General features: G+C 68.4%; 18 protein-coding genes. 12 read left to right on the forward strand and 6 right to left on the reverse strand.

The features are described 5' to 3' along the window. The first annotated feature begins 1 nt into the window (after window position 1). The 6 genes from ABS361_02005 (at window position 2) to mazF (ending at window position 6,591) form a co-directional block, all read left to right on the forward strand. Entirely contained in the window at window positions 2-2,077 is a 2,076-nt protein-coding gene (locus ABS361_02005; GenBank protein ID XBY45092.1) for a hypothetical protein, read from the forward strand. A gap of 85 nt (window positions 2,078-2,162) precedes the next feature. Continuing rightward, window positions 2,163-3,038: an S-methyl-5'-thioadenosine phosphorylase gene (locus tag ABS361_02010; GenBank protein XBY45093.1), complete on the forward strand. Its 876-nt coding sequence runs from the start codon at window positions 2,163-2,165 to the stop codon at window positions 3,036-3,038. A 121-nt stretch (window positions 3,039-3,159) separates the two neighbouring features. After that, entirely contained in the window at window positions 3,160-5,274 is a 2,115-nt protein-coding gene (locus ABS361_02015) for a HAMP domain-containing methyl-accepting chemotaxis protein (GenBank protein ID XBY45094.1), read from the forward strand. 155 nt (window positions 5,275-5,429) lie between these two features. After that, a complete protein-coding gene (locus ABS361_02020; GenBank protein ID XBY45095.1) occupies window positions 5,430-5,957 on the forward strand; it encodes an adenine phosphoribosyltransferase in 528 nt (175 codons plus the stop codon). Between the two features lie 56 nt (window positions 5,958-6,013). After that, complete coding sequence (locus ABS361_02025) at window positions 6,014-6,256, forward strand: AbrB/MazE/SpoVT family DNA-binding domain-containing protein (protein ID XBY45096.1); 243 nt, start codon at window positions 6,014-6,016, stop codon at window positions 6,254-6,256. Continuing rightward, the gene (mazF, locus tag ABS361_02030; protein XBY45097.1) at window positions 6,256-6,591 is read left to right on the forward strand and encodes an endoribonuclease MazF; all 336 of its coding nucleotides are present in this window, start codon (window positions 6,256-6,258) and stop codon (window positions 6,589-6,591) included. Before ABS361_02025 ends, mazF begins: the two co-directional genes overlap by 1 nt. A gap of 12 nt (window positions 6,592-6,603) precedes the next feature. Here the strand turns inward: mazF and epmA are convergent, their stop codons facing one another. After that, complete coding sequence (gene epmA, locus ABS361_02035) at window positions 6,604-7,656, reverse strand: EF-P lysine aminoacylase EpmA (GenBank protein XBY45098.1); 1,053 nt, start codon at window positions 7,654-7,656, stop codon at window positions 6,604-6,606. 140 nt (window positions 7,657-7,796) lie between these two features. Here epmA and efp point away from each other — a divergent pair, with 140 nt between their 5' ends. Further along, window positions 7,797-8,363, forward strand: a complete 567-nt coding sequence (efp, locus tag ABS361_02040) for an elongation factor P (protein XBY45099.1) — start codon at window positions 7,797-7,799, stop codon at window positions 8,361-8,363. A gap of 101 nt (window positions 8,364-8,464) precedes the next feature. Here efp and ABS361_02045 read toward each other — a convergent pair whose 3' ends face one another. The 3 genes from ABS361_02045 to ABS361_02055 form a co-directional block, all read right to left on the reverse strand. Further along, window positions 8,465-10,111, reverse strand: coding sequence for a Na/Pi cotransporter family protein (locus ABS361_02045; protein ID XBY45100.1), 1,647 nt, complete (start codon window positions 10,109-10,111; stop codon window positions 8,465-8,467). 183 nt (window positions 10,112-10,294) lie between these two features. Next, window positions 10,295-10,774 carry a MaoC family dehydratase gene (locus ABS361_02050; GenBank protein XBY45101.1) on the reverse strand — a complete coding sequence of 160 codons (480 nt, stop codon included), beginning with the start codon at window positions 10,772-10,774 and terminating at the stop codon, window positions 10,295-10,297. After that, the gene (locus tag ABS361_02055) at window positions 10,774-11,232 is read right to left on the reverse strand and encodes a MaoC family dehydratase (protein XBY45102.1); all 459 of its coding nucleotides are present in this window, start codon (window positions 11,230-11,232) and stop codon (window positions 10,774-10,776) included. Before ABS361_02055 ends, ABS361_02050 begins: the two co-directional genes overlap by 1 nt. A gap of 250 nt (window positions 11,233-11,482) precedes the next feature. Here ABS361_02055 and ABS361_02060 point away from each other — a divergent pair, with 250 nt between their 5' ends. After that, window positions 11,483-11,773 carry a DUF4282 domain-containing protein gene (locus tag ABS361_02060; protein XBY45103.1) on the forward strand — a complete coding sequence of 97 codons (291 nt, stop codon included), beginning with the start codon at window positions 11,483-11,485 and terminating at the stop codon, window positions 11,771-11,773. Window positions 11,774-11,920: 147 nt separating this feature from the next. Here the strand turns inward: ABS361_02060 and ychF are convergent, their stop codons facing one another. Further along, window positions 11,921-13,018, reverse strand: a complete 1,098-nt coding sequence (gene ychF, locus ABS361_02065) for a redox-regulated ATPase YchF (GenBank protein XBY45104.1) — start codon at window positions 13,016-13,018, stop codon at window positions 11,921-11,923. 88 nt (window positions 13,019-13,106) lie between these two features. Between ychF and ABS361_02070 the strand changes: the two genes are divergently transcribed. From ABS361_02070 to ABS361_02085, 4 genes are all read left to right on the forward strand, one after another. Beyond that, the gene (locus ABS361_02070; GenBank protein ID XBY45105.1) at window positions 13,107-13,607 is read left to right on the forward strand and encodes a hypothetical protein; all 501 of its coding nucleotides are present in this window, start codon (window positions 13,107-13,109) and stop codon (window positions 13,605-13,607) included. A gap of 84 nt (window positions 13,608-13,691) precedes the next feature. Continuing rightward, window positions 13,692-15,200, forward strand: coding sequence for a PepSY domain-containing protein (locus ABS361_02075; GenBank protein ID XBY45106.1), 1,509 nt, complete (start codon window positions 13,692-13,694; stop codon window positions 15,198-15,200). A 170-nt stretch (window positions 15,201-15,370) separates the two neighbouring features. Further along, a complete protein-coding gene (gene dcm, locus ABS361_02080) occupies window positions 15,371-16,555 on the forward strand; it encodes a DNA (cytosine-5-)-methyltransferase (protein ID XBY45107.1) in 1,185 nt (394 codons plus the stop codon). Continuing rightward, on the forward strand, window positions 16,552-16,971 hold the full coding sequence (locus tag ABS361_02085) for a very short patch repair endonuclease (protein XBY45108.1): 420 nt from the start codon (window positions 16,552-16,554) through the stop codon (window positions 16,969-16,971). Before dcm ends, ABS361_02085 begins: the two co-directional genes overlap by 4 nt. Here the strand turns inward: ABS361_02085 and ABS361_02090 are convergent. Next, the gene (locus tag ABS361_02090) at window positions 16,944-17,792 is read right to left on the reverse strand and encodes a hypothetical protein (GenBank protein XBY45109.1); all 849 of its coding nucleotides are present in this window, start codon (window positions 17,790-17,792) and stop codon (window positions 16,944-16,946) included. The two genes, ABS361_02085 and ABS361_02090, sit on opposite strands and share 28 nt — an antisense overlap. Between the last annotated feature and the right edge of the window lie 42 nt (window positions 17,793-17,834).

Below are 17,834 nucleotides of genomic sequence, written 5' to 3' on the forward strand. Positions count from 1 at the left end.
GATGAACCTGTCGCTCGCCTTCGCCCCCGTCCTGCCCTTGGCCCTGATCGCCGCGCTCGGGCTCGTCGCGCTGGCGCTCGCCGTCTGGGCAATCGTCTCCGGCATCCGCGGCTCCTGGCTCCGGCTCGCCGCCGTCGCGGCCTTGCTGATCGCGCTGCTCGACCCGATCGTCAGCCGCGAGGACCGCGAGCCGCTGCCGAGCGTGGTCGCGCTGGTCACCGACAAGAGCCAGAGCCAGATGCTCGGCAATCGCGCCGCCGAGACCGAGGCGGCGCGGGCGTCGCTCGCGAAGTCGCTCGCCGCGATGCCCAACGTCGAGCTGCGCGAGGTCGCGGCCGGCAACGACCGCGACGGTGTGGAGACCGACGGCACGCGCCTGTTCGAGGCGGTCGGGCAGGCGCTCTCCGACGTGCCGCCGGACCGGGTCGCCGGCGTCGTCATGCTGACCGACGGCCAGGTCCACGACGTGCCGAAGGACGTCGGCCAGCTCGGGTTCAATGCGCCTGTTCACGCGCTGATCTCGGGGCGCGACGGCGAGATCGACCGGCGCGTCGCGGTGACGCTCGCGCCGCGCTTCGGCCTCGTCGGCCAGAAGCAGAAGATCGCCTATCGCGTGATCGACAGCGGCACGGCTGGCGGCGGCCGCGTGAAGGTCTCGATCCGGCGCGACGGTCAGCCGGTCGGCGAGGCGAGCGTGATCCCCGGCGAGACGGCCAATGCCGAGGTCGAGATCACCCACGCCGGCGACAACATCGTCGAGATCGACGCCGAGCCGCTCGCCGGCGAGCTGACCGCGCTCAACAATCGCGCGGTGGTGACCGTCGAGGGTATCCGCGAGCACCTGCGCGTGCTGCTCGTCTCCGGCGAGCCGCACGCGGGCGAGCGCACCTGGCGCAATCTGCTGAAGTCCGACGCCTCGGTCGATCTCGTCCATTTCACCATCCTGCGCCCGCCGGAGAAGCAGGACGGCACGCCGATCAACGAACTGTCGCTGATCGCCTTCCCGACCCGCGAGCTGTTCCAGGAGAAGATCAGCGAGTTCGACCTGATCATCTTCGATCGCTATCAGCGCCGCGGCATCCTGCCGGCGATCTATTTCGACAACATCTCGCGTTACGTCCGTGACGGCGGCGCGGTGCTGGTCGCCTCGGGGCCGGACTTCTCCGGTGCCGGCAGTCTGTTCCGCACGCCGCTCGCCAGCGTCCTGCCGGCCGATCCGACCGGCGGCGTGGTCGAGGATCCGTTCGTGCCGCTGGTCAGCGACATCGGTCGCCGCCATCCGGTCACGCGCGATCTGCCGGGCGGCGCCGGCGACAAGCCGTCCTGGGCGCCGTGGTTCCGCATGGTCGAGGTCGCGCCCTCGGGCGGCACCTCGGTGATGCAGGGACCGGGCGGGAAGCCGCTGCTTCTCCTGTCGCGCGAGGGCAAAGGCCGCGTCGGGCTCCTGACCTCGGATCACGTCTGGCTGTGGGCGCGCGGCTTCGAGGGCGGTGGGCCGCACGGCGTGCTGCTGCGCCGGCTCGCGCATTGGCTCATGAAGGAGCCGGACCTCGAGGAGGAGGCGCTCAGGCTCACCGCGCGCGGCCGCGATCTCGTGGTCGAGCGCCAGACCCTCGGCACGGAGGTCAAGCCGGTCGAGGTGACCCGGCCGACCGGCGCCAAGCAGACCGTGGCGCTCAGGCAAGAGCGCGCCGGGCTCTGGCGGGCTACGCTTGAGGGGCGCGAACTCGGGCTCTGGCGCGTCACCGATGGCGAGCGGACCGCGCTCGCCAATGTCGGGCCGGCCAATCCGCGCGAATATACCGACGTCCTGTCGACGCCGAAGGTGCTGGCCCCGATCGCCGCGGCGACCGGCGGCAGCGTGCGGCGCATGATCAAGGACGACAAGCTCGCGCTGCCGCGCGTGCTGCCGGTCCGCGCCGGCGCCACCATGGCCGGCTCGGACTGGATCGGTGTCAGGCTGACCGAGGCGAGTGTGCTCAAGGGCGTTGATCGCCTGCCGCTGTTCACGGGCTTCCTGGGCCTCGCGATCCTGCTCGGTCTGGTCTCGGCCATGTGGTGGCGCGAGGGGCGGTGACCGGCTTTATGTCGTTGCCTCGCGCGGCGGAATCGGCAAACTCTCCCCGGCGTCGCATCGAGGCGGCGCGGGCGGGAGACCGGGCATGACGAAATCGATCGTGGGCATCATCGGCGGCTCGGGCCTCTATGATCTGCCGGGTCTGCACGATGCGCGCTGGGTCCGGCAGGAGACGCCCTGGGGCGCCATGTCGGACGAGGTGCTGCGCGGCGCGATCGGCGATACCGAGATCGCCTTCCTGCCGCGCCACGGCCGCGGGCACCGGTTCTCGCCCTCCGACATCAACTACCGCGCCAATATCGACGGGCTGAAGCGGATCGGCGTTACCGATGTCGTCTCGGTGTCGGCGACCGGCTCCTACAAGCACGAGCTGGCGCCCGGCACCTTCGTGCTGATCGATCAGTTCGTCGACCGCACGGTGAAGCGCGAGAGCTCGTTCTTCGGTGCGGGCTGCGTCGCGCATGTGCCGTTCGGCCATCCGACCAGTCCGGGCCTGATGGACCGCCTGCAGGCGGCGGCCGAGGCGGAGCAGATCCCGGTTGTGCGCGGCGGCACCTATGTCTGCATGGAGGGGCCGCAGTTTTCGACGCTGGCGGAGAGCCTCTGGTACAAGTCGGCCGGCTTCGACGTGGTCGGCATGACCAACATGCCGGAAGCGAAACTCGCCCGCGAGGCCGAGATTCCTTACGCCACCGTTGCCATGGTCACCGACTACGACTGCTGGCACCCGGACCACGATCATGTCGACGTGCAACAGGTCATCAAGGTCCTGCTGGCCAACGCCGACAAGGCCCGCCGCCTGATCGCACGTTTCGCCAAGGATTTCCCGGCCGAACATCCGGCCTGCCCGATCGGCGCCGACACGGCACTCGAATTCGCGCTGATGACCGCGCCCGACAAGCGTGATCCGGCGCTCTTGGCGAAGCTCGATGCTGTCGCCGGTCGCGTCATGGGCCGATGAGCAAATCGGATGACGTGGAATTTCGAGGCTTCGACGAAGATAATGCTTCGCATTTAATCTCACATATACGTTTTGAGGCTGACTCTGTCGCCCCGAGGGAACAATTCTCGGGGAGATGGTCGTGGCTGGTGTCGAAGGTCGTGCCCGGTTCGGGATCAGTTATCGTCTGCCGTTGATGATGATCGGGCTTTGCCTGCTGGTGGCTGCCGGTGTCGGTTACGTCGGCTACCAGAACGCCCGCGACGGCCTGATCGCAGCCGCCCAGCGCAATCTGGAATTCGTGGCCGAGACGCGCGACGATGCCGTCGCGACGCGGCTGGCAACGGTGCTCGGCGCGACCACGACGCTGGCCGACAGCGTCACGGCCAAGACCGCCGCCGAGAAGTTCACCGGTGCCTTCGAGTTCAGCGAGGCGGACGTCGCCAAGATCATCGAGTTCTACAAGACGCCCGCGACGCCTAAGGAGCGCATGGCGCTCGACGGCAACCGGCACCCGACCATCTATTCCTTCGCCCATAAGGATCTGCACGGCACGATGCGCGTGCAGGCCGAGCAGCTCGGGCTCGACGACATCTTCATCATCGAGCCGAAGGGCCGCGTGGTCTATTCGGTGACCAAGTCCGCCGAATTCGCCCGCAAGATCGGCGAAGGCGATTTTCCGCGCCCGGCGCTGAGGACGCTGGTCGAGCGCATCAAGGCGGATCCGGGGAAGCTGGCGGTGCTCGATCTCGATCCGACGGCCCCGCCGGCTGCACGCACGCTCTATTTCGGGCGAGGCATCGGCGCGGATGGCGAACTCGGCGTGCTCGTCGTCGCGCTCTCGGCCCGGGGCCTCGGCGAAGGCAGGGCCTCCGACGGTGTTTCGACGGCCATCGTCGGCGCGGACGGCAGCGCGCGGCTCGGCACGATCCCGCCCGAAAAGGCGGAAGGCGTGGCTGCGCTGGTCCGTGGTCTGCCATCGACGGAGCGCAGCGGCTTCTCGTCGCTCGCGGACCGGGGCGGTGCCGGCGCCTTCGCTGCCTGGCGCAAGGTGCATGCGCCGGGGCTCGACTGGACGGTGCTTGCGATCCAGGACGCGGATGTGGCACTCGCCAGTGTCGATGCCATGCGGACGCGTCTGACGCTCACGACGTTGGGATTGCTCGTCCTTGCGGTGGTCGTGGCGGTGATCGGCGTCCGGACCGTCACACGGCCGCTCGCCGCGCTGGTCGTGTCGCTGCGCGGCATGGCGGCCGGAGCGCGGGATATCGAGATCACGGTGGCGAACCGCTCCGACGAGATCGGCGAGATCGGCCGCGCGGTCGATGCGATCCGCGGCCGGCTCGATGCGGAGGCGCGCGAGCGCGAGACGGCGGCTGCCGAAGCGAGCCGCCGTGACGAGACCGAGCGCCATCGCCTGCTGCTCGGGCTTGCCGACGATTTCGAACGCGAGGTCGGCTCCGCCATCGCTGAGGTCGGCGAGCGAGCTCGCGCGCTCAAGGTGGCGGCGTCCGGCATGGCCGACCTGGCGAGGGGCGCCCTCGGCCGCTCCGACAGCGTCGCCGAGGCCGCAGCGACGGCGAGCAGCGAAGTCCAAGGTGTGGCCGGGGCGGCCGCGCAGCTCGATGGCGCGATCCGCCGGATCGCCGGCCTGATCGACCGCTCCCGTGCGGTGGCCGAGGAGGCGACGCAACAGGCCTCCGCGACCACGGGCATCGTCGGCTCGCTCGAGGTCTGCGCCAACCGCATCGGCGACGTCGTGACGCTGATCGATTCGATCGCGAGCCAAACCAATCTGCTCGCGCTCAATGCCACGATCGAGGCGGCGCGCGCCGGCGAGGCGGGCAAGGGCTTCGCCGTGGTCGCGTCGGAGGTCAAGCAGCTCGCCGGGCAGACTTCAAAAGCCACTGAAGAGATCGCCCGGCAGGTGAGCGAGATCACCGCGGCGACCGCCGCGGCGGTGTCGGCGATCGGCACGATCCAGACCAAGGTCGGGCATATCTCCGACGCGGTGGTCGATGTCTCCGGCGCGATCGAGGAACAGACCGTCGCGGTCGGCTCGATCGCCGCCGGCGCGAGCGGCGCGACGCGCGGCACCGCGCGGGTCACCGACGACGTCGATGCGCTGCGCGACGCGGCCGGCCGCACCGACATGGCCGCCGGCGAGGTCGCCGGCAGCGCCGACGCCCTCGATCACGAGGCCGATGTGGTGCAGAAGCGCGTCGGCTCGTTCCTGGCGCAGATCCGCGCGGCGTGAGGGGGGCGGGGGATGCGGAGAGGGCGGGCTGATCAATCGTCCGCCGCCCACTTTACGCTCGCCGCCCGCGCCGATAGGTTGCCGCACCGGCGCGTCTCGGTTGGCCGGTCCGGCGGTTGCGCGTCCTCTCGTTCCTCGTCAGGGCAGCCGCCGTCATGAACCTCCGCGATACGATCCGCACCATCCCCGATTATCCGAAGCCGGGGATCATGTTCCGCGACATCACCACGCTGCTCGGCGATCCGCGCGCCTTCCGCCGCACGGTCGACGAGCTCGTGCAGCCCTATGCCGGCACCAAGATCGAGAAGGTCGCCGGCATCGAGGCGCGCGGCTTCATCCTCGGCGGGGCGGTCGCGCACCAGCTCTCGGCCGGCTTCGTGCCGATCCGCAAGAAGGGCAAGCTGCCGCACACGACCGTGCGCATCGCCTACAGCCTCGAATACGGCGTCGACGAGATGGAAATCCACGAGGACGCGATCCTGAAGGGCGAGCGCGTGATCCTGGTCGACGACCTGATCGCGACCGGCGGCACCGCGACCGCCGCCGCCCAGCTCCTGCGCAATCTCGGCGCCGAGGTGGTCGCGGCCTGTTTCATCGTCGACCTGCCGGAGCTGGGCGGCGCCGCGAAGCTGCGCGATATGGGCGTGCCCGTACGGACCCTGGTCGAGTTCGAGGGGCATTGACGGGACGCGCGGCTGTAGCCATCTTGTGTCGATACAATGTATCGACGGAGGGCGTCATGCACGTGCGGGTCAAGAAGTGGGGCAACAGCGCCTCCGTACGCCTGCCGGCAGCCATTCTCGAAGCGGCCAATTTGTCGATCGACCAGACCGTTGACATTCGCGAAGAGAACGGTCGGGTGGTGATCGAGCCCGTTGCGGATCCTGCCGTGGATCTCGATGCGTTGGTCGATGCCATTACCGAGGAGAACCGTCACGACGAGGTCTCGACTGGCGCGTCGGTCGGTGCCGAGGCGTGGTGATGGCGTCGGACTTCGTCCCCGAGGCCGGCGACATCGTCTGGCTCGCTTTCGACCCGCAGGCGGGGCACGAGCAGGCCGGCCATCGGCCGGCGCTCGTCCTGTCGCCGGCCCGCTACAATGAGCGGTCGGGACTGATGCTCTGCTGTCCGCTGACGACCAGGATCAAGGGCTATCCGTTCGAGGTCGCGATCGCGGGCGATCCGCCGACGGTCGTGCTGAGCGATCAGGTGAAGAGCCTCGACTGGCGCAGTCGCGGGGCCCGGCTGAAGGCGCGCGCCACGCATGACGAGCTCGCCGCCGTTCGCGCTCGGGTTAAGGCGCTGCTCGGCGGTTGAAGCCGTCTCGCGTCACCCCGCCACCGGCGCCCACAGCACATCGTCGATCCGGGGGGCGCCGAGCGCCAGCATGACCAGGCGATCGAAGCCGAGCGCGATGCCACTCGTCGCCGGCATGGTCGCGAGAGCTGCGAGGAAATCCTCGTCGAGCGGGTAGTCCTCGCCGTAGATCCGGCGCTTCTCGGCCATTTCGAGCCCGAACCGGCGACGCTGTTCGATCGGGTCGGTCAGTTCGCCGAAGGCATTGGCCAGTTCGACGCCGCAGGCGAACAGTTCGAAGCGCTCGGCGACGCGCGGATCGTGCGCGGTCGGGCGGGCGAGCGCGGCCTCGTGGCTCGGGTACTCGTAGAGGATCGCCGGCCGGTCGTCGCCGAGGTGCGGCTCGACCTTTTCGGCCAGCACGCGCGAATAGATGTCGGACCAGGTGTCGTCGGCGGCGAGCGCGACGCCGGCGGCGCGGGCGCCGGCCGCGAGCCGCTCGCGGTCGGGTTCGCCGGCCGGGTCGGTCGGATGCAGCGTCGCGAGTAGGTCGATGCCGGCGAAGCGGTCGAAGGCCTCGGCGACCGTGATCCGCTCCGGCTCGGCATAGGGATCGGCGCTGCGGTCGCGGAAGCGGAACGGGCCGCCGCCGGCCGTGGTCGCGGCGATCGCGAGGAGGTCGGCGCAGTCGCGCATGAGGTCTTCATAGGGGCTGCCGACCCGATACCATTCGAGCATGGTGAACTCGGGATGGTGCAGGGCGGTGCGCTCGCGGTTGCGCCAGACGCGGGCGAAATCGAAGATGCGCGTCTCGCCGGCTGCGATCAGCTTCTTCATGGTGAATTCCGGCGAGGTGTGCAGGTAGCGCTGCCGCGGCACGCCGTCGGGGCCGAGGAGCGTGGTCGCGAAGGCATGCAGATGTGCCTCGTTGCCGGGCGAAACCTGCACGGCGGGACACTCCACCTCGGTGAAGTCCTCGGCCTCGAACCAGTCGGTCAGCGTACGGCGCAGGCGATTGCGGGTGATCAGGGCCGCGCGGCGGTCGGCATGGCGGGCAGGGGACCACCAGCGCGCATCATTCGTCATCGACCCACTTCCCTTCCGCGCTCGAAAATGCCAGAGAGACGCCCAACGAAGCCGGCTCCGTTCCCGTCAATCAGGAACGGAGCGTTCCGCGTTTGCGCGGCCGGCTCCCCGATTCGCATCATTCTTTCGAGGTTCCACCCGTGAAGGTCAACGCTCAGTCGCTCCGCAAGGGCAATGTCGTCGAGATGGACGGCAAGCTCTACGTCGTTCTCTCCGCCGAAAGCTTCCACCCGGGCAAGGGCACGCCGACCACCCAAGTCGACATGCGCCGCATCTCCGACGGCGTGAAGGTGTCCGAGCGCTGGAAGACCACCGAGCAGGTCGAGCGCGCCTTCCTCGACGAGCGTCCCTACACCTACCTCTACCAGGACGAGGAAGGCTACACGTTCATGAACAAGGAGAACTACGAGCAGGTCGTGGTTCCCAAGGACGTGATCGGCGACATGGCCGTCTATCTCCAGGAAGAGATGGAAGTGCAGCTGTCGCTGTTCGACGGCGTGCCGGTCTCGATCGAGCTGCCGGCGCGCGTGATCCTCGAGATCGTCGACACCGAGCCGACCGTGAAGGGCCAGACCGCGTCGTCGTCCTACAAGCCGGCCATGCTGTCGAACGGCGTCCGCACCATGGTGCCGCCGCATGTCGCGACCGGCACGCGCATCGTCGTGATGACCGAGGACGGCTCCTACGTCGAGCGCGCCCGCGATTGATTTTCCGCCCGACGACGGTGTGAACGAGGCGCCCGGTCGCAAGGCCGGGCGTTTTTTGTTGGGCGGCTGCCCGTCGAGACGGAGTTGAAACGCCGCCGCGCTCACACCGAGCGGAGCCGGCTCGAACGCAATTCGCCGCTGCGCTCCAGGACGCCGTGGGCGGTCGCGGCGATGTGGGCCTCGATGCGCTTCAGGTCGCGGGTCAGGTCGAGTTCGAGCGCGCTGACCGGCAGCAGGAAGGTCTCGCCCGTGCGCATCAGCGCCATGTGGCGGTCGCGCACGGCCTGTTCGAGATCGCGGAAACCTTCCTTCTCGGCGACCAGCCGGCGCGCGGCATCGGCATCGGCGAACATGAACACCGCCATGGCGAGCCGCAGGTGCTCGGCGAGGCGGGCATGCATCGCGTCGATGGCCGTGACGGTCTCGGGCGGCAGGCGCATCTGGTTGCGCAGGCGCTTGCGCGCGAGCTCCATGACGTTCTTGTCGATGATGTCGCCGATATGCTCGAGGTTGATCGCCAGCGACAGGATCTCGTCGACACGCCGGCGCTCATCGTCGCCGAGATCGTCCTGCGGGATGGCGGCCATATGATGCTGGATCGCGGTGTTGAGCCGGTCGAGCACGTCGTCCATGCGGCTGACCGCACCGATCCGCTCGCGATCGTCGTCGCGGAACACGGCGCGGGAGCCGGCGATCATCGCCTCGACCGTATCGACCATACGCATGGTCTCGCGCGCCGCGTCGGAGATCGCGACCGTCGGGTCGGAATCGGGCGTGGCGCCGAGATAGACCGGCTGGCCCGGGCGACCTTCGGAGCGGTCGGGCAGCAGGCGTTCGAGCACGGTGGCGAGCGGCTTCAGCACCGCCAGGAAGGCGAGCGCGGTCGCCAGATTGAACTGGACGTGGAAGTCGGCGGGTATGCGCGCGAAGGGCTCGCCGCTCGCGACGAGCAGGCGGGCGACGGGCGCCGCGAAGGGTAGCGCGATCGCGGCGCCGAGCAGGCGGTTGGCGAGGTTGCCGAGCGGCAGACGCAGCCGCGCCGGCTCCGCGCCCCATTCGGCGACGACCGGGTTCAGCGCCGTGCCGATGTTGGCGCCGAGCACCATGACCAGCGAAGCTTCGGGCGTGACCACGCCGGCGGCGGCGAGCGACATGACGAAGATCACGATCGCCACGCTCGAATGCGCCGCCCAGCCCAGCAGGGCGGCGAGCGTCAGTGTGACGAAATGGTCGCGCGTGACCAGACCCATCAGCTCGCGCAGCGCATCGGACGCTTCGAGTGGCTGCAGGCTCTCGACCAGCATCCGGAGCGCCAGCAGCATCAGGCCGAGGCCGATCACCGCCCGGCCGCATTCGCGCAGCACGGCGCCGCGGCTCTTGGCCGACAGCAGGACGCCGATCAGCACCAGAACGGGCGAGACGGCGGCGATGTCGAAGGACACCACCTGCACGACCAGCGTCGTGCCGACATTGGCGCCGAGCATGACCGCGAGCGCCGGCACGAGGCCGATCAGCCCGGCCGAAGCGAAGGCGCTCGCCATCAGCGCGGTCGCGGTGCTGCTCTGCAAGAGCGCGGTGACGACCAGGCCGGCGAGCATCGCCTGCAGGCGGTTGCCGCGGCCCTGGCCGAGCCAGGTGCGCAGCGTGGCGCCGAAGGCCGATTGCACGCCCGCGGTGACGAGCTTCACCGACCAGAGCAGCAAGGCCACATCGCCGGCGAGCTGCAACAGGACGCGCGCTGATGACATGGCCAATCCTTCCCGGACTCCGTGCGAAGCGCGCCGACGGATGACCCGGTCCGATGGCTCCGTCAGGGAAACAGCGTAGACCCGATGACGCGGCGGGTCGATATTTTTCCGCAAGTGCGTTGGTGGATCATCTGAAAGTGTGCAGCCGGCTATTTTGTTTCGCTCGACGTGCCGGCTCTAGCCTCAGGCCTTGGGGCGCGTCGGCCACATCACCGTGCCGATGAATTCGAACACCAGCTCGCCGTGCTGGTTGAAGCCCTGATTGCGGCTGCGCAGCACGCCCCAGCCGGGGCGCGAGGCAGAGGGGCGGGCCTCGATCACCTCGTTCTTGTAGGTGATCGTGTCGTCGACATAGACCGGCTTCAGCCAGCGCATGTCGTCGAAGCCGGGCGAGGGGCCGACGGTGACGAGGTCGTCGCCACGGGCGAGCGCCGCGCGCGTCTCGCGCTCGAAATGGGCGACCATCAGCTTCATCCAGACCGCCGCGGTGTGCCAGCCGGAGGCGCAGAGCCGGCCGAACAGCGAATTCCGCGCGCCTTCCTCCGACAGGTGGAACGGCTGCGGATCGAAGCGGCGGGCGAAATCGACGATCTCCTCGGCGCTGAAGCGGTAGCTGCCGATCGTCTCGGTGTCGCCGATCGCGATGTCGTCGAGATACTTCATCACGCGGCTCCCCGGCGGCGGAAGATGATCGGGCACTGCATGGTCATGACCGTGTCGCCGTGCTGGTTGTCGACCGTGAAGCGGAACCGCACCAGGCCGATCTCGGGCCGGCTCTTCGAGGGACGGGCGTCGAGCACTTCGGTCCGCGCGGTCAGCCGGTCGCCGGGCCTGACCGGCTTCGTCCAGCGCAGCGTCTCGATGCCCGGCGAGCCGAGCGAGGTCGAGCTGGAGAGCAGGTGGTCGCACAGGAGCCGCATCATCGCCGAGGCGGTGTGCCAGCCCGAGGCCGACAGGGAGCCGAGCAGGGAGGCCTTGGCCGCCTCCTCGTCGACGTGCATCGGCTGCGGGTCGTAGAAGCGCGCGAACTCGAGGATCGCCTCGCGCGTCATCTCGGTCGCCCCGAGGGCGATCGTCTCGCCGGGGTGGAAGTCTTCGAAATGCCTGATCCCGTCGGTCATGATCCGTCCGTGTTGGTTCCGGGGGCCTCGAATCTGGATATCGGACCCGAGCGCCCGATCCGCGCGTCGGCGGGTGCGCGGCAAGGAGCGCGCGATCGAATTCCGTTCGATCCCCCATGCGCGATCGTCTCGGATCGCGTATGGAGGGGGGATTGTCGGCTCCGGCCTGGCTTGTCTGGCCGCCTCGGGCGCCTGCGCCGGGACGCGGCGGCCACGATCCGATTTTCAGTCTCGAAGAGGACGCGACCTCATGATCTCGAAGTTTCTCTCGCTGGACGAGTTCATCACGCCGGGGCTCATCAAGCCCTTCTATCTGGTCGGTCTCGCCTGTCTGTCGCTCTATGCGCTGCTCGGTCTCCTCGGCGGGCTCGGCTCGCTGTTCGTGTCGCCGAGTGTCGGCCTGACGATTCTCCTGTCGACGGTCGTGTCGGTGACGCTCGGCTTCATCGGCCTCCGGATCACCGCCGAACTCTATCTGGCGATCTTCCGTCTGCACGATCGCTTCGTCGGCGGCCATCCGAAGGACGGCATCCCGGAGTGATCGGCGAGACACGGCCGCGACAGTAGCGGAGCCTCTCATGATGACGAAAGGGGCCCGCGGTGCCGGGCCCCTATGCGTTTCTGCGGATCAGACGTTGGTCGAAAGCCTCGCCGCGCCGTCTCATGACGGGTGCCGGCGGGCCTTGGATCAGGCGTTGAAGCGGAACAGCATGATGTCGCCGTCCTGGACGACATATTCCTTGCCTTCGTCGCGGGCCTTGCCGTTCTCCTTGGCGCCGGCTTCGCCGTTGAAGGCGACGTAGTCGGCATAGGCGATCGTCTGGGCGCGGATGAAGCCGCGTTCGAAGTCGGAATGGATCACGCCGGCGGCGCCCGGGGCCTTGGTGCCCTTGACGATCGTCCAGGCGCGCGCCTCCTTCGGGCCGACCGTGAAATAGGTGATCAGACCGAGCAGCGCGTAGCCGGCGCGGATCAGGCGGTCGAGGCCGGGCTCCGCGAGGCCGAGCGTGTCGAGGAATTCCTTCTGCTCGTCGTCGGCGAGCTGGGCGACCTCGGCCTCGATGGCGGCCGAGATGACGACGCTGCCGGCGCCCTGGCGGGCGGCCATTTCCTCGACCCGCGCCGAATGGGCATTGCCGGTCGCGGCCGAGGCTTCCTCGACGTTGCAGACGTAGAGCACGGGCTTCGAGGTCATCAGCGTCAGACCGTCGAAGGCCGCGCGGTCCTCGGCCGAGACCTTGAGCACGCGCGCGGGCTGGCCGTTCTGCAGCAGCTCGAGCGCGCCTTCCATGAGCGGCAGCAACTGCTTGGAATCGCGGTCGCCGCCGGCGGCCTTCTTGCGCAGCGGCACGATGCGGCGTTCCAGGCTGTCGAGATCGGCGAGCATCAGCTCGGTCTCGACGGTCTCAGCGTCGGCGACCGGATCGACCCGGCCTTCGACATGGGTGATGTCGCCCGACTCGAAGCAGCGCAGCACGTGCACGATCGCGTCGACCTCGCGGATGTTGGCGAGGAACTGGTTGCCGAGGCCTTCGCCCTTGGAGGCGCCGCGCACCAGGCCGGCGATGTCGACGAAGGTGATGCGGGTCGGCACGATCGAGCCCGACTTGCCGATCCGGGCGATCGTGTCGAGGCGCGGATCCGGCACCGCGACCTCGCCGGTGTTCGGCTCGATGGTGCAGAACGGATAGTTGGCGGCCTGCGCGGCGGCGGTCTTGGTCAGCGCGTTGAAGAGGGTCGACTTGCCGACGTTCGGCAGGCCGACGATGCCGCATTTGAAGCCCATGGGAGGTCTTTCCGGATCGGTGTTCTGGAGAATTTCGTGGCCGTGTTTAGAGGGGAGGGCAACGGCCGCGTCAAGGGCGGAAAGCGCCGTGGGCGTGTCCTGCCTGCCGCATCCGCCCTCCGCAGTCCTTCGGGGCTTGTCGCGTGGGGGCGTCTCGGGGCACAGTCGCCGCCATGAGGGGCCTGAATTCCATCCGTCGCGCGATCCGCGGCTGGCGCGACGTCGCCGGCATGCTGGCGCTCGTCGCGATCCTGGCGCAGGCCGCGCTCGCGGGGCCGCGACGCCGCGCGCCGCGCTCGATCCTTACGTCGCCGCGCTCGGCGTCTTCTGCTCCGGCGACCATGACGGCGCGGGTGTCGTCGGCTCCGGGGCGCCCACGCCGGCCGACCACGACGGTCATGGCGACGCATGCTGCCTCGCCGCCTGTCTCGGCGGCTTCCCGGCCGGTCCCGCGCTCGCGGCCGCTTCGGCGCCGGCGCTCGTCGCGCCGCGTCTCGTGGTCGTCGACCGCCTGATCCCCGATGCATGGCGGGCCCGGCCGACCGTCGGTCGTTCGGGCTTCGACGCCCGCGGCCCGCCACGCGTCTGACCCCCGACACGTCAGCACCCTCTCCCGTTTCTCCCGACCGCCGGCATCGTGCCCGTGTGCGGTCGCGTCGGAGTTCAATTCCCCATGTCCACCACCCTCGATGCCGCCGATGCGGCGGCGCCCGCACGCGCGGCTGATGTCAGTCCGCTCTATCGCGCGATCTGGCGCTGGCACTTCTATGCCGGCCTGATCGCCGTGCCTTTCATGATCCTGCTGGCCGTCACCGGCTCGATCTACCTGTTCCACAACGAGATCGACCGGACGGTCTTCGCTTATCGCCACATCGTGACGCCGTCGGCGACGCCGCTTGCGCCGAGCGCGATCGTCGAGAAGGCGCTCGCCGCCAACCCGGGCGCCAAGGCGCTCAGCTACCGCGATCCGCCCGCGGCCGACCGCTCGGCGATCGTCAAGATCACCTCGGCCGACGGGCCGACCTTCGTCTATGTCGATCCGGGCAGCGGCAAGGTGCTCGATCAGGTGGCGCGGCGGCTCGAGTTCCATCAGGTCACGCGCAAGATCCACAGCCTGGAGTTCTTCGGCATGGTGCCGAACCGGATCATCGAGGCGATCGGCGGCTTCGGCCTCGTGCTGGTGGTGACCGGCGTCTATCTCTGGTGGCCGCGCAACCAGACCGGCGGCGTCTATACGGTGCGCGGCACGCCGGCGCGGCGCGTCTGGTGGCGCGACCTCCACGCCGTCACGGGCGCGGCGGGCGCGATCGTGATCTTCTTCCTCGCCGCGACCGGCATGCCCTGGACCGGGTTCTGGGGCGAGCGCTTCAACGACGCGGCGCGCGAGGCCGGGCTCGGCTTCCCGGCGCTCGCCTGGGGTGACACGCCGAAGATCGCGCCGGTCTATCTGCCGGCGGGCACGGCGGCTCCGGCGGCTGCTCCTGCTGATGCCCATGCCGGACACGTCATGGCTCCCGCCGACGCCGGCGGAGACCATGCGGGCCATGGTGCGGCGGCCGCGCCGGCGCCGAAGACCGGCGATGTGCTGGAGAAGCCCGGCTGGGCGGTCGAGCGCGCCGACCAGCCGGCGTCGAAGCCGGTGCTGGCGCCGTCGATCGGGCTCGATCGGGCGGTGAAGATCGTCATCGACCGCGGCCTGATGCGCGGCTTCGAAATGGCGCTGCCGCAGAGCGAGACCGGCGTCTATACGGCGGCGATCTATCCGGCCGATCTCGCCAAGGAGCGGACGATCCACCTCGACCAGTACTCGGGCGCGCCCATCGCCGACATTTCGTTCGCGGATTACGGCCCGATCGGCAAGGCGGTCGAATGGGGCGTCAATGTCCACATGGGCCAGGAATGGGGGCTCTTCAACCAGCTCCTGATGGTCGCCGGCTGCCTCGCGCTGGTGGTCGCTGCCGTCTCCGGCACGGTGATGTGGTGGAAGCGGCGGCCGGCCGGCAAGGTCGGCGTGCCGCCGATGCCGCAGGACCGTCGGATCTATGTCGTGCTCTGGACGATCGCGGTGGTGTTCGGTGCGCTGTTCCCGATCACGGGTCTGGCGATCCTCATCATGATCGCGCTCGACCTTGCGGTGATCCGTACGGTGCCGGCATTGCGCTCGGCGTTCGGGCGTGGGTGAGAAGATCGTCCGACGCGGGCAGATTGCCCGCGTCGGATGTCGGCAGAAGCGAGAATCTGCTTTCATGCGTAGGAACATTGTGCGAACATCGCACGGCGTTCTTTCACCTGGAGACGCCCTCGCCCAAAGTGGGAGAGCGATTCTCGCATCTGTCGGAGCGTTGGAACGAAATGAAGGTCGTCGGTCTCTTCGCCGGTATCGGCGGACTTGAGAGTGGCCTAGCGGAGGCTGGACACGAGGCCGTCATGCTCTGCGAAGTGTGGGAGCCGGCGAGGGCCGTCCTTTCCCATCGCTACCCGAATGTCCCGCTCGAGCCGGACGTGGTCGATCTGCGTGCCGTACCTGTCGAGGCGGATCTCGTCGTGGCCGGGTTTCCGTGTCAAGATTTAAGCCAGGCTGGCCTGACCGCCGGCATCGCGGGAAGACGATCCGGCCTGGTCGGACATGTCTTCCGCCTGCTCGACGAACGGCGCGTGCCTTGGGTCGTACTCGAGAACGTCTCGTTCATGTTGCATCTCGACGGAGGCAGGGGTCTCCGTACGCTGATCGAAGCGTTCGAGGAACGCGGCTATCGCTGGGCCTATCGGATTGTAAACTCGCTCGCCTTCGTGCCGCAGCGGCGCGAGAGGGTTTTGTTCGTAGCGACGACGACCGATGTAGATCCGGCAGACGTTCTGCTCTGCGACGAGGTGACGGCTACTCAAGTCGAGACGACGCTCGCGACACATGCCCACGGTTTCTACTGGACGGAGGGGGTCCGTGGGCTCGGCTGGGCGCCCGATGCGGTGCCGACGTTGAAGAACGGCTCGACGGTGGGCATCGCCTCACCGCCTGCAATTCTCCTGCCCGATGGGCGTGTCGTGACCCCCGATATCCGCGATGCGGAGCGCCTCCAAGGCTTCTCGGCCGACTGGACCGCCGCCGCCGAAGCTGTCGGGCGGCCGTCGTTGCGCTGGTCGTTGGTCGGCAATGCCGTGACGGTGCCGGTCGCAACATGGCTTGGCAGTCGCCTCGCCACTCCCGGCCGTTATGATCCCGACCGCGACCGTGACCTCTCGGGCGATACGCGTTGGCCGAAGGCAGCGCGTGGCGATGGCCGCAGGCGTCTCCGGGTCGACATCGGTCCGTTCCCGGTCTGGATGCACAGGCCGGCGCTCGACGACTTCCTAAAATATGAGGGCAAGGCGCTGTCGGCACGGGCCACCCGCGGTTTCCTTGGCCGTACGCAACGCAGTACCCTGCGATTTGTGCCCGGATTCCTCGATCGGATCAGGGCACATCTAGACCGTATGGAAGCGATTGCTCCGGTACCGAGAGTGTCTTTGCCACGGATCGCGGCCGTCGCTGCGGAATGAAGGCGCCAAAGCCGGATGATCCCCGCCGCAGTGCACTGATGGCACGAGTTCGACAACGTGGGACGGCACCTGAGTTGGCTGTAGCGGCCATCCTGCGCAGTCTCGGTCTCGCATACCGCCTCAACGTTCGCTCGCTCCCGGGCTCCCCCGACTTTGCGAACAAGCACCGCAGGTGGGCCATCTTCGTGATGGGATGCTATTGGCACCATCATACCGCTTGCCGATCTGCAACCGTGCCCAAGACCAATGAGGCCTTCTGGCGCGGGAAATTCGCTGCCAATCGGCTGCGCGATGCGCGCGCTGTCCGGTCGTTGCGCGCTGCCGGTTATCGAGTGCTTCTGGTTTGGGAGTGCGAGGTCGACGCGCCCGATGACCTGCGTCGCCGACTTCAGAGATCCTTGAACCGGGTCGCATAGATATGGGCGAGTCGATCGATCATCGAAGCATAATGGTAGATGTCGCCTTCCTGCGGTGCGGGTGGCGTTTCCATCAACGACACGGGGGAGCCGTCGTTGACGCAATCCACGAGTACGATTGAGATCGCGTCGTAGCCGACATCTCCGGGTTTGGATCGCTTCGGCAACTGGCGGATCTTGTCGACGGCGAGGCCCGCGTCGCGCGGCTGGCGGTGCAGGCTCCACTCCGGATCGGTCGCCCGCGTCTTCTTGTTAAGGTCCGGGCTCAGGTAGCGTTCAGCGACATTGACCATCGTGAAACCTGCCGCGATCGCCTGATCCGTCGCTCCATGCACGGTCAGATGTGACGAGTTGAGCTCGTCATAGAGACGAGGTAGCGCGCGCTGGTGTGCCGTCATGCAGGCCTTGGCCTCGAGGGCCATCAACACGCTGCCGACCGGCGCCTCGCGCAGTGTCGGGAGAGTAGACAGAATGGCGCGTTCTTCGTCGCTCAGGTCGACCTCGTAGTCGGCAGCCATGATCTCGAGTGTTCGGCCGGCTGTGGGCGCCTGCCCTGCGGAGGGCGTACATAGCACGAGGTCGAGATTCTTCTTTCGATCGTGGACGAAATCGCGCATCTCGTGATTGATGCCGAACGCGACCCGTCCCTCATCCACGTGCCGCCGCAGCAAGGAACAACCGAGCATCAGATCGAAGACGATCCCCCAACAGGCCACCTTCGAATGGTGATCGCTGCGCGAATGGTATTGCCAGCGATTGCCGAAACGGTCCTCGCGCGTCGGTTTCGACAGCGTGCGTACCAGGATTTGTGTACCGCGCATAGAAGAGCTCGCCCGAGTCGCTGGAACTGCGACCGCGTGACG

Source organism: Ancalomicrobiaceae bacterium S20 (assembly GCA_040269895.1).
Classification (GTDB): domain Bacteria; phylum Pseudomonadota; class Alphaproteobacteria; order Rhizobiales; family Ancalomicrobiaceae; genus Methyloraptor; species Methyloraptor flagellatus.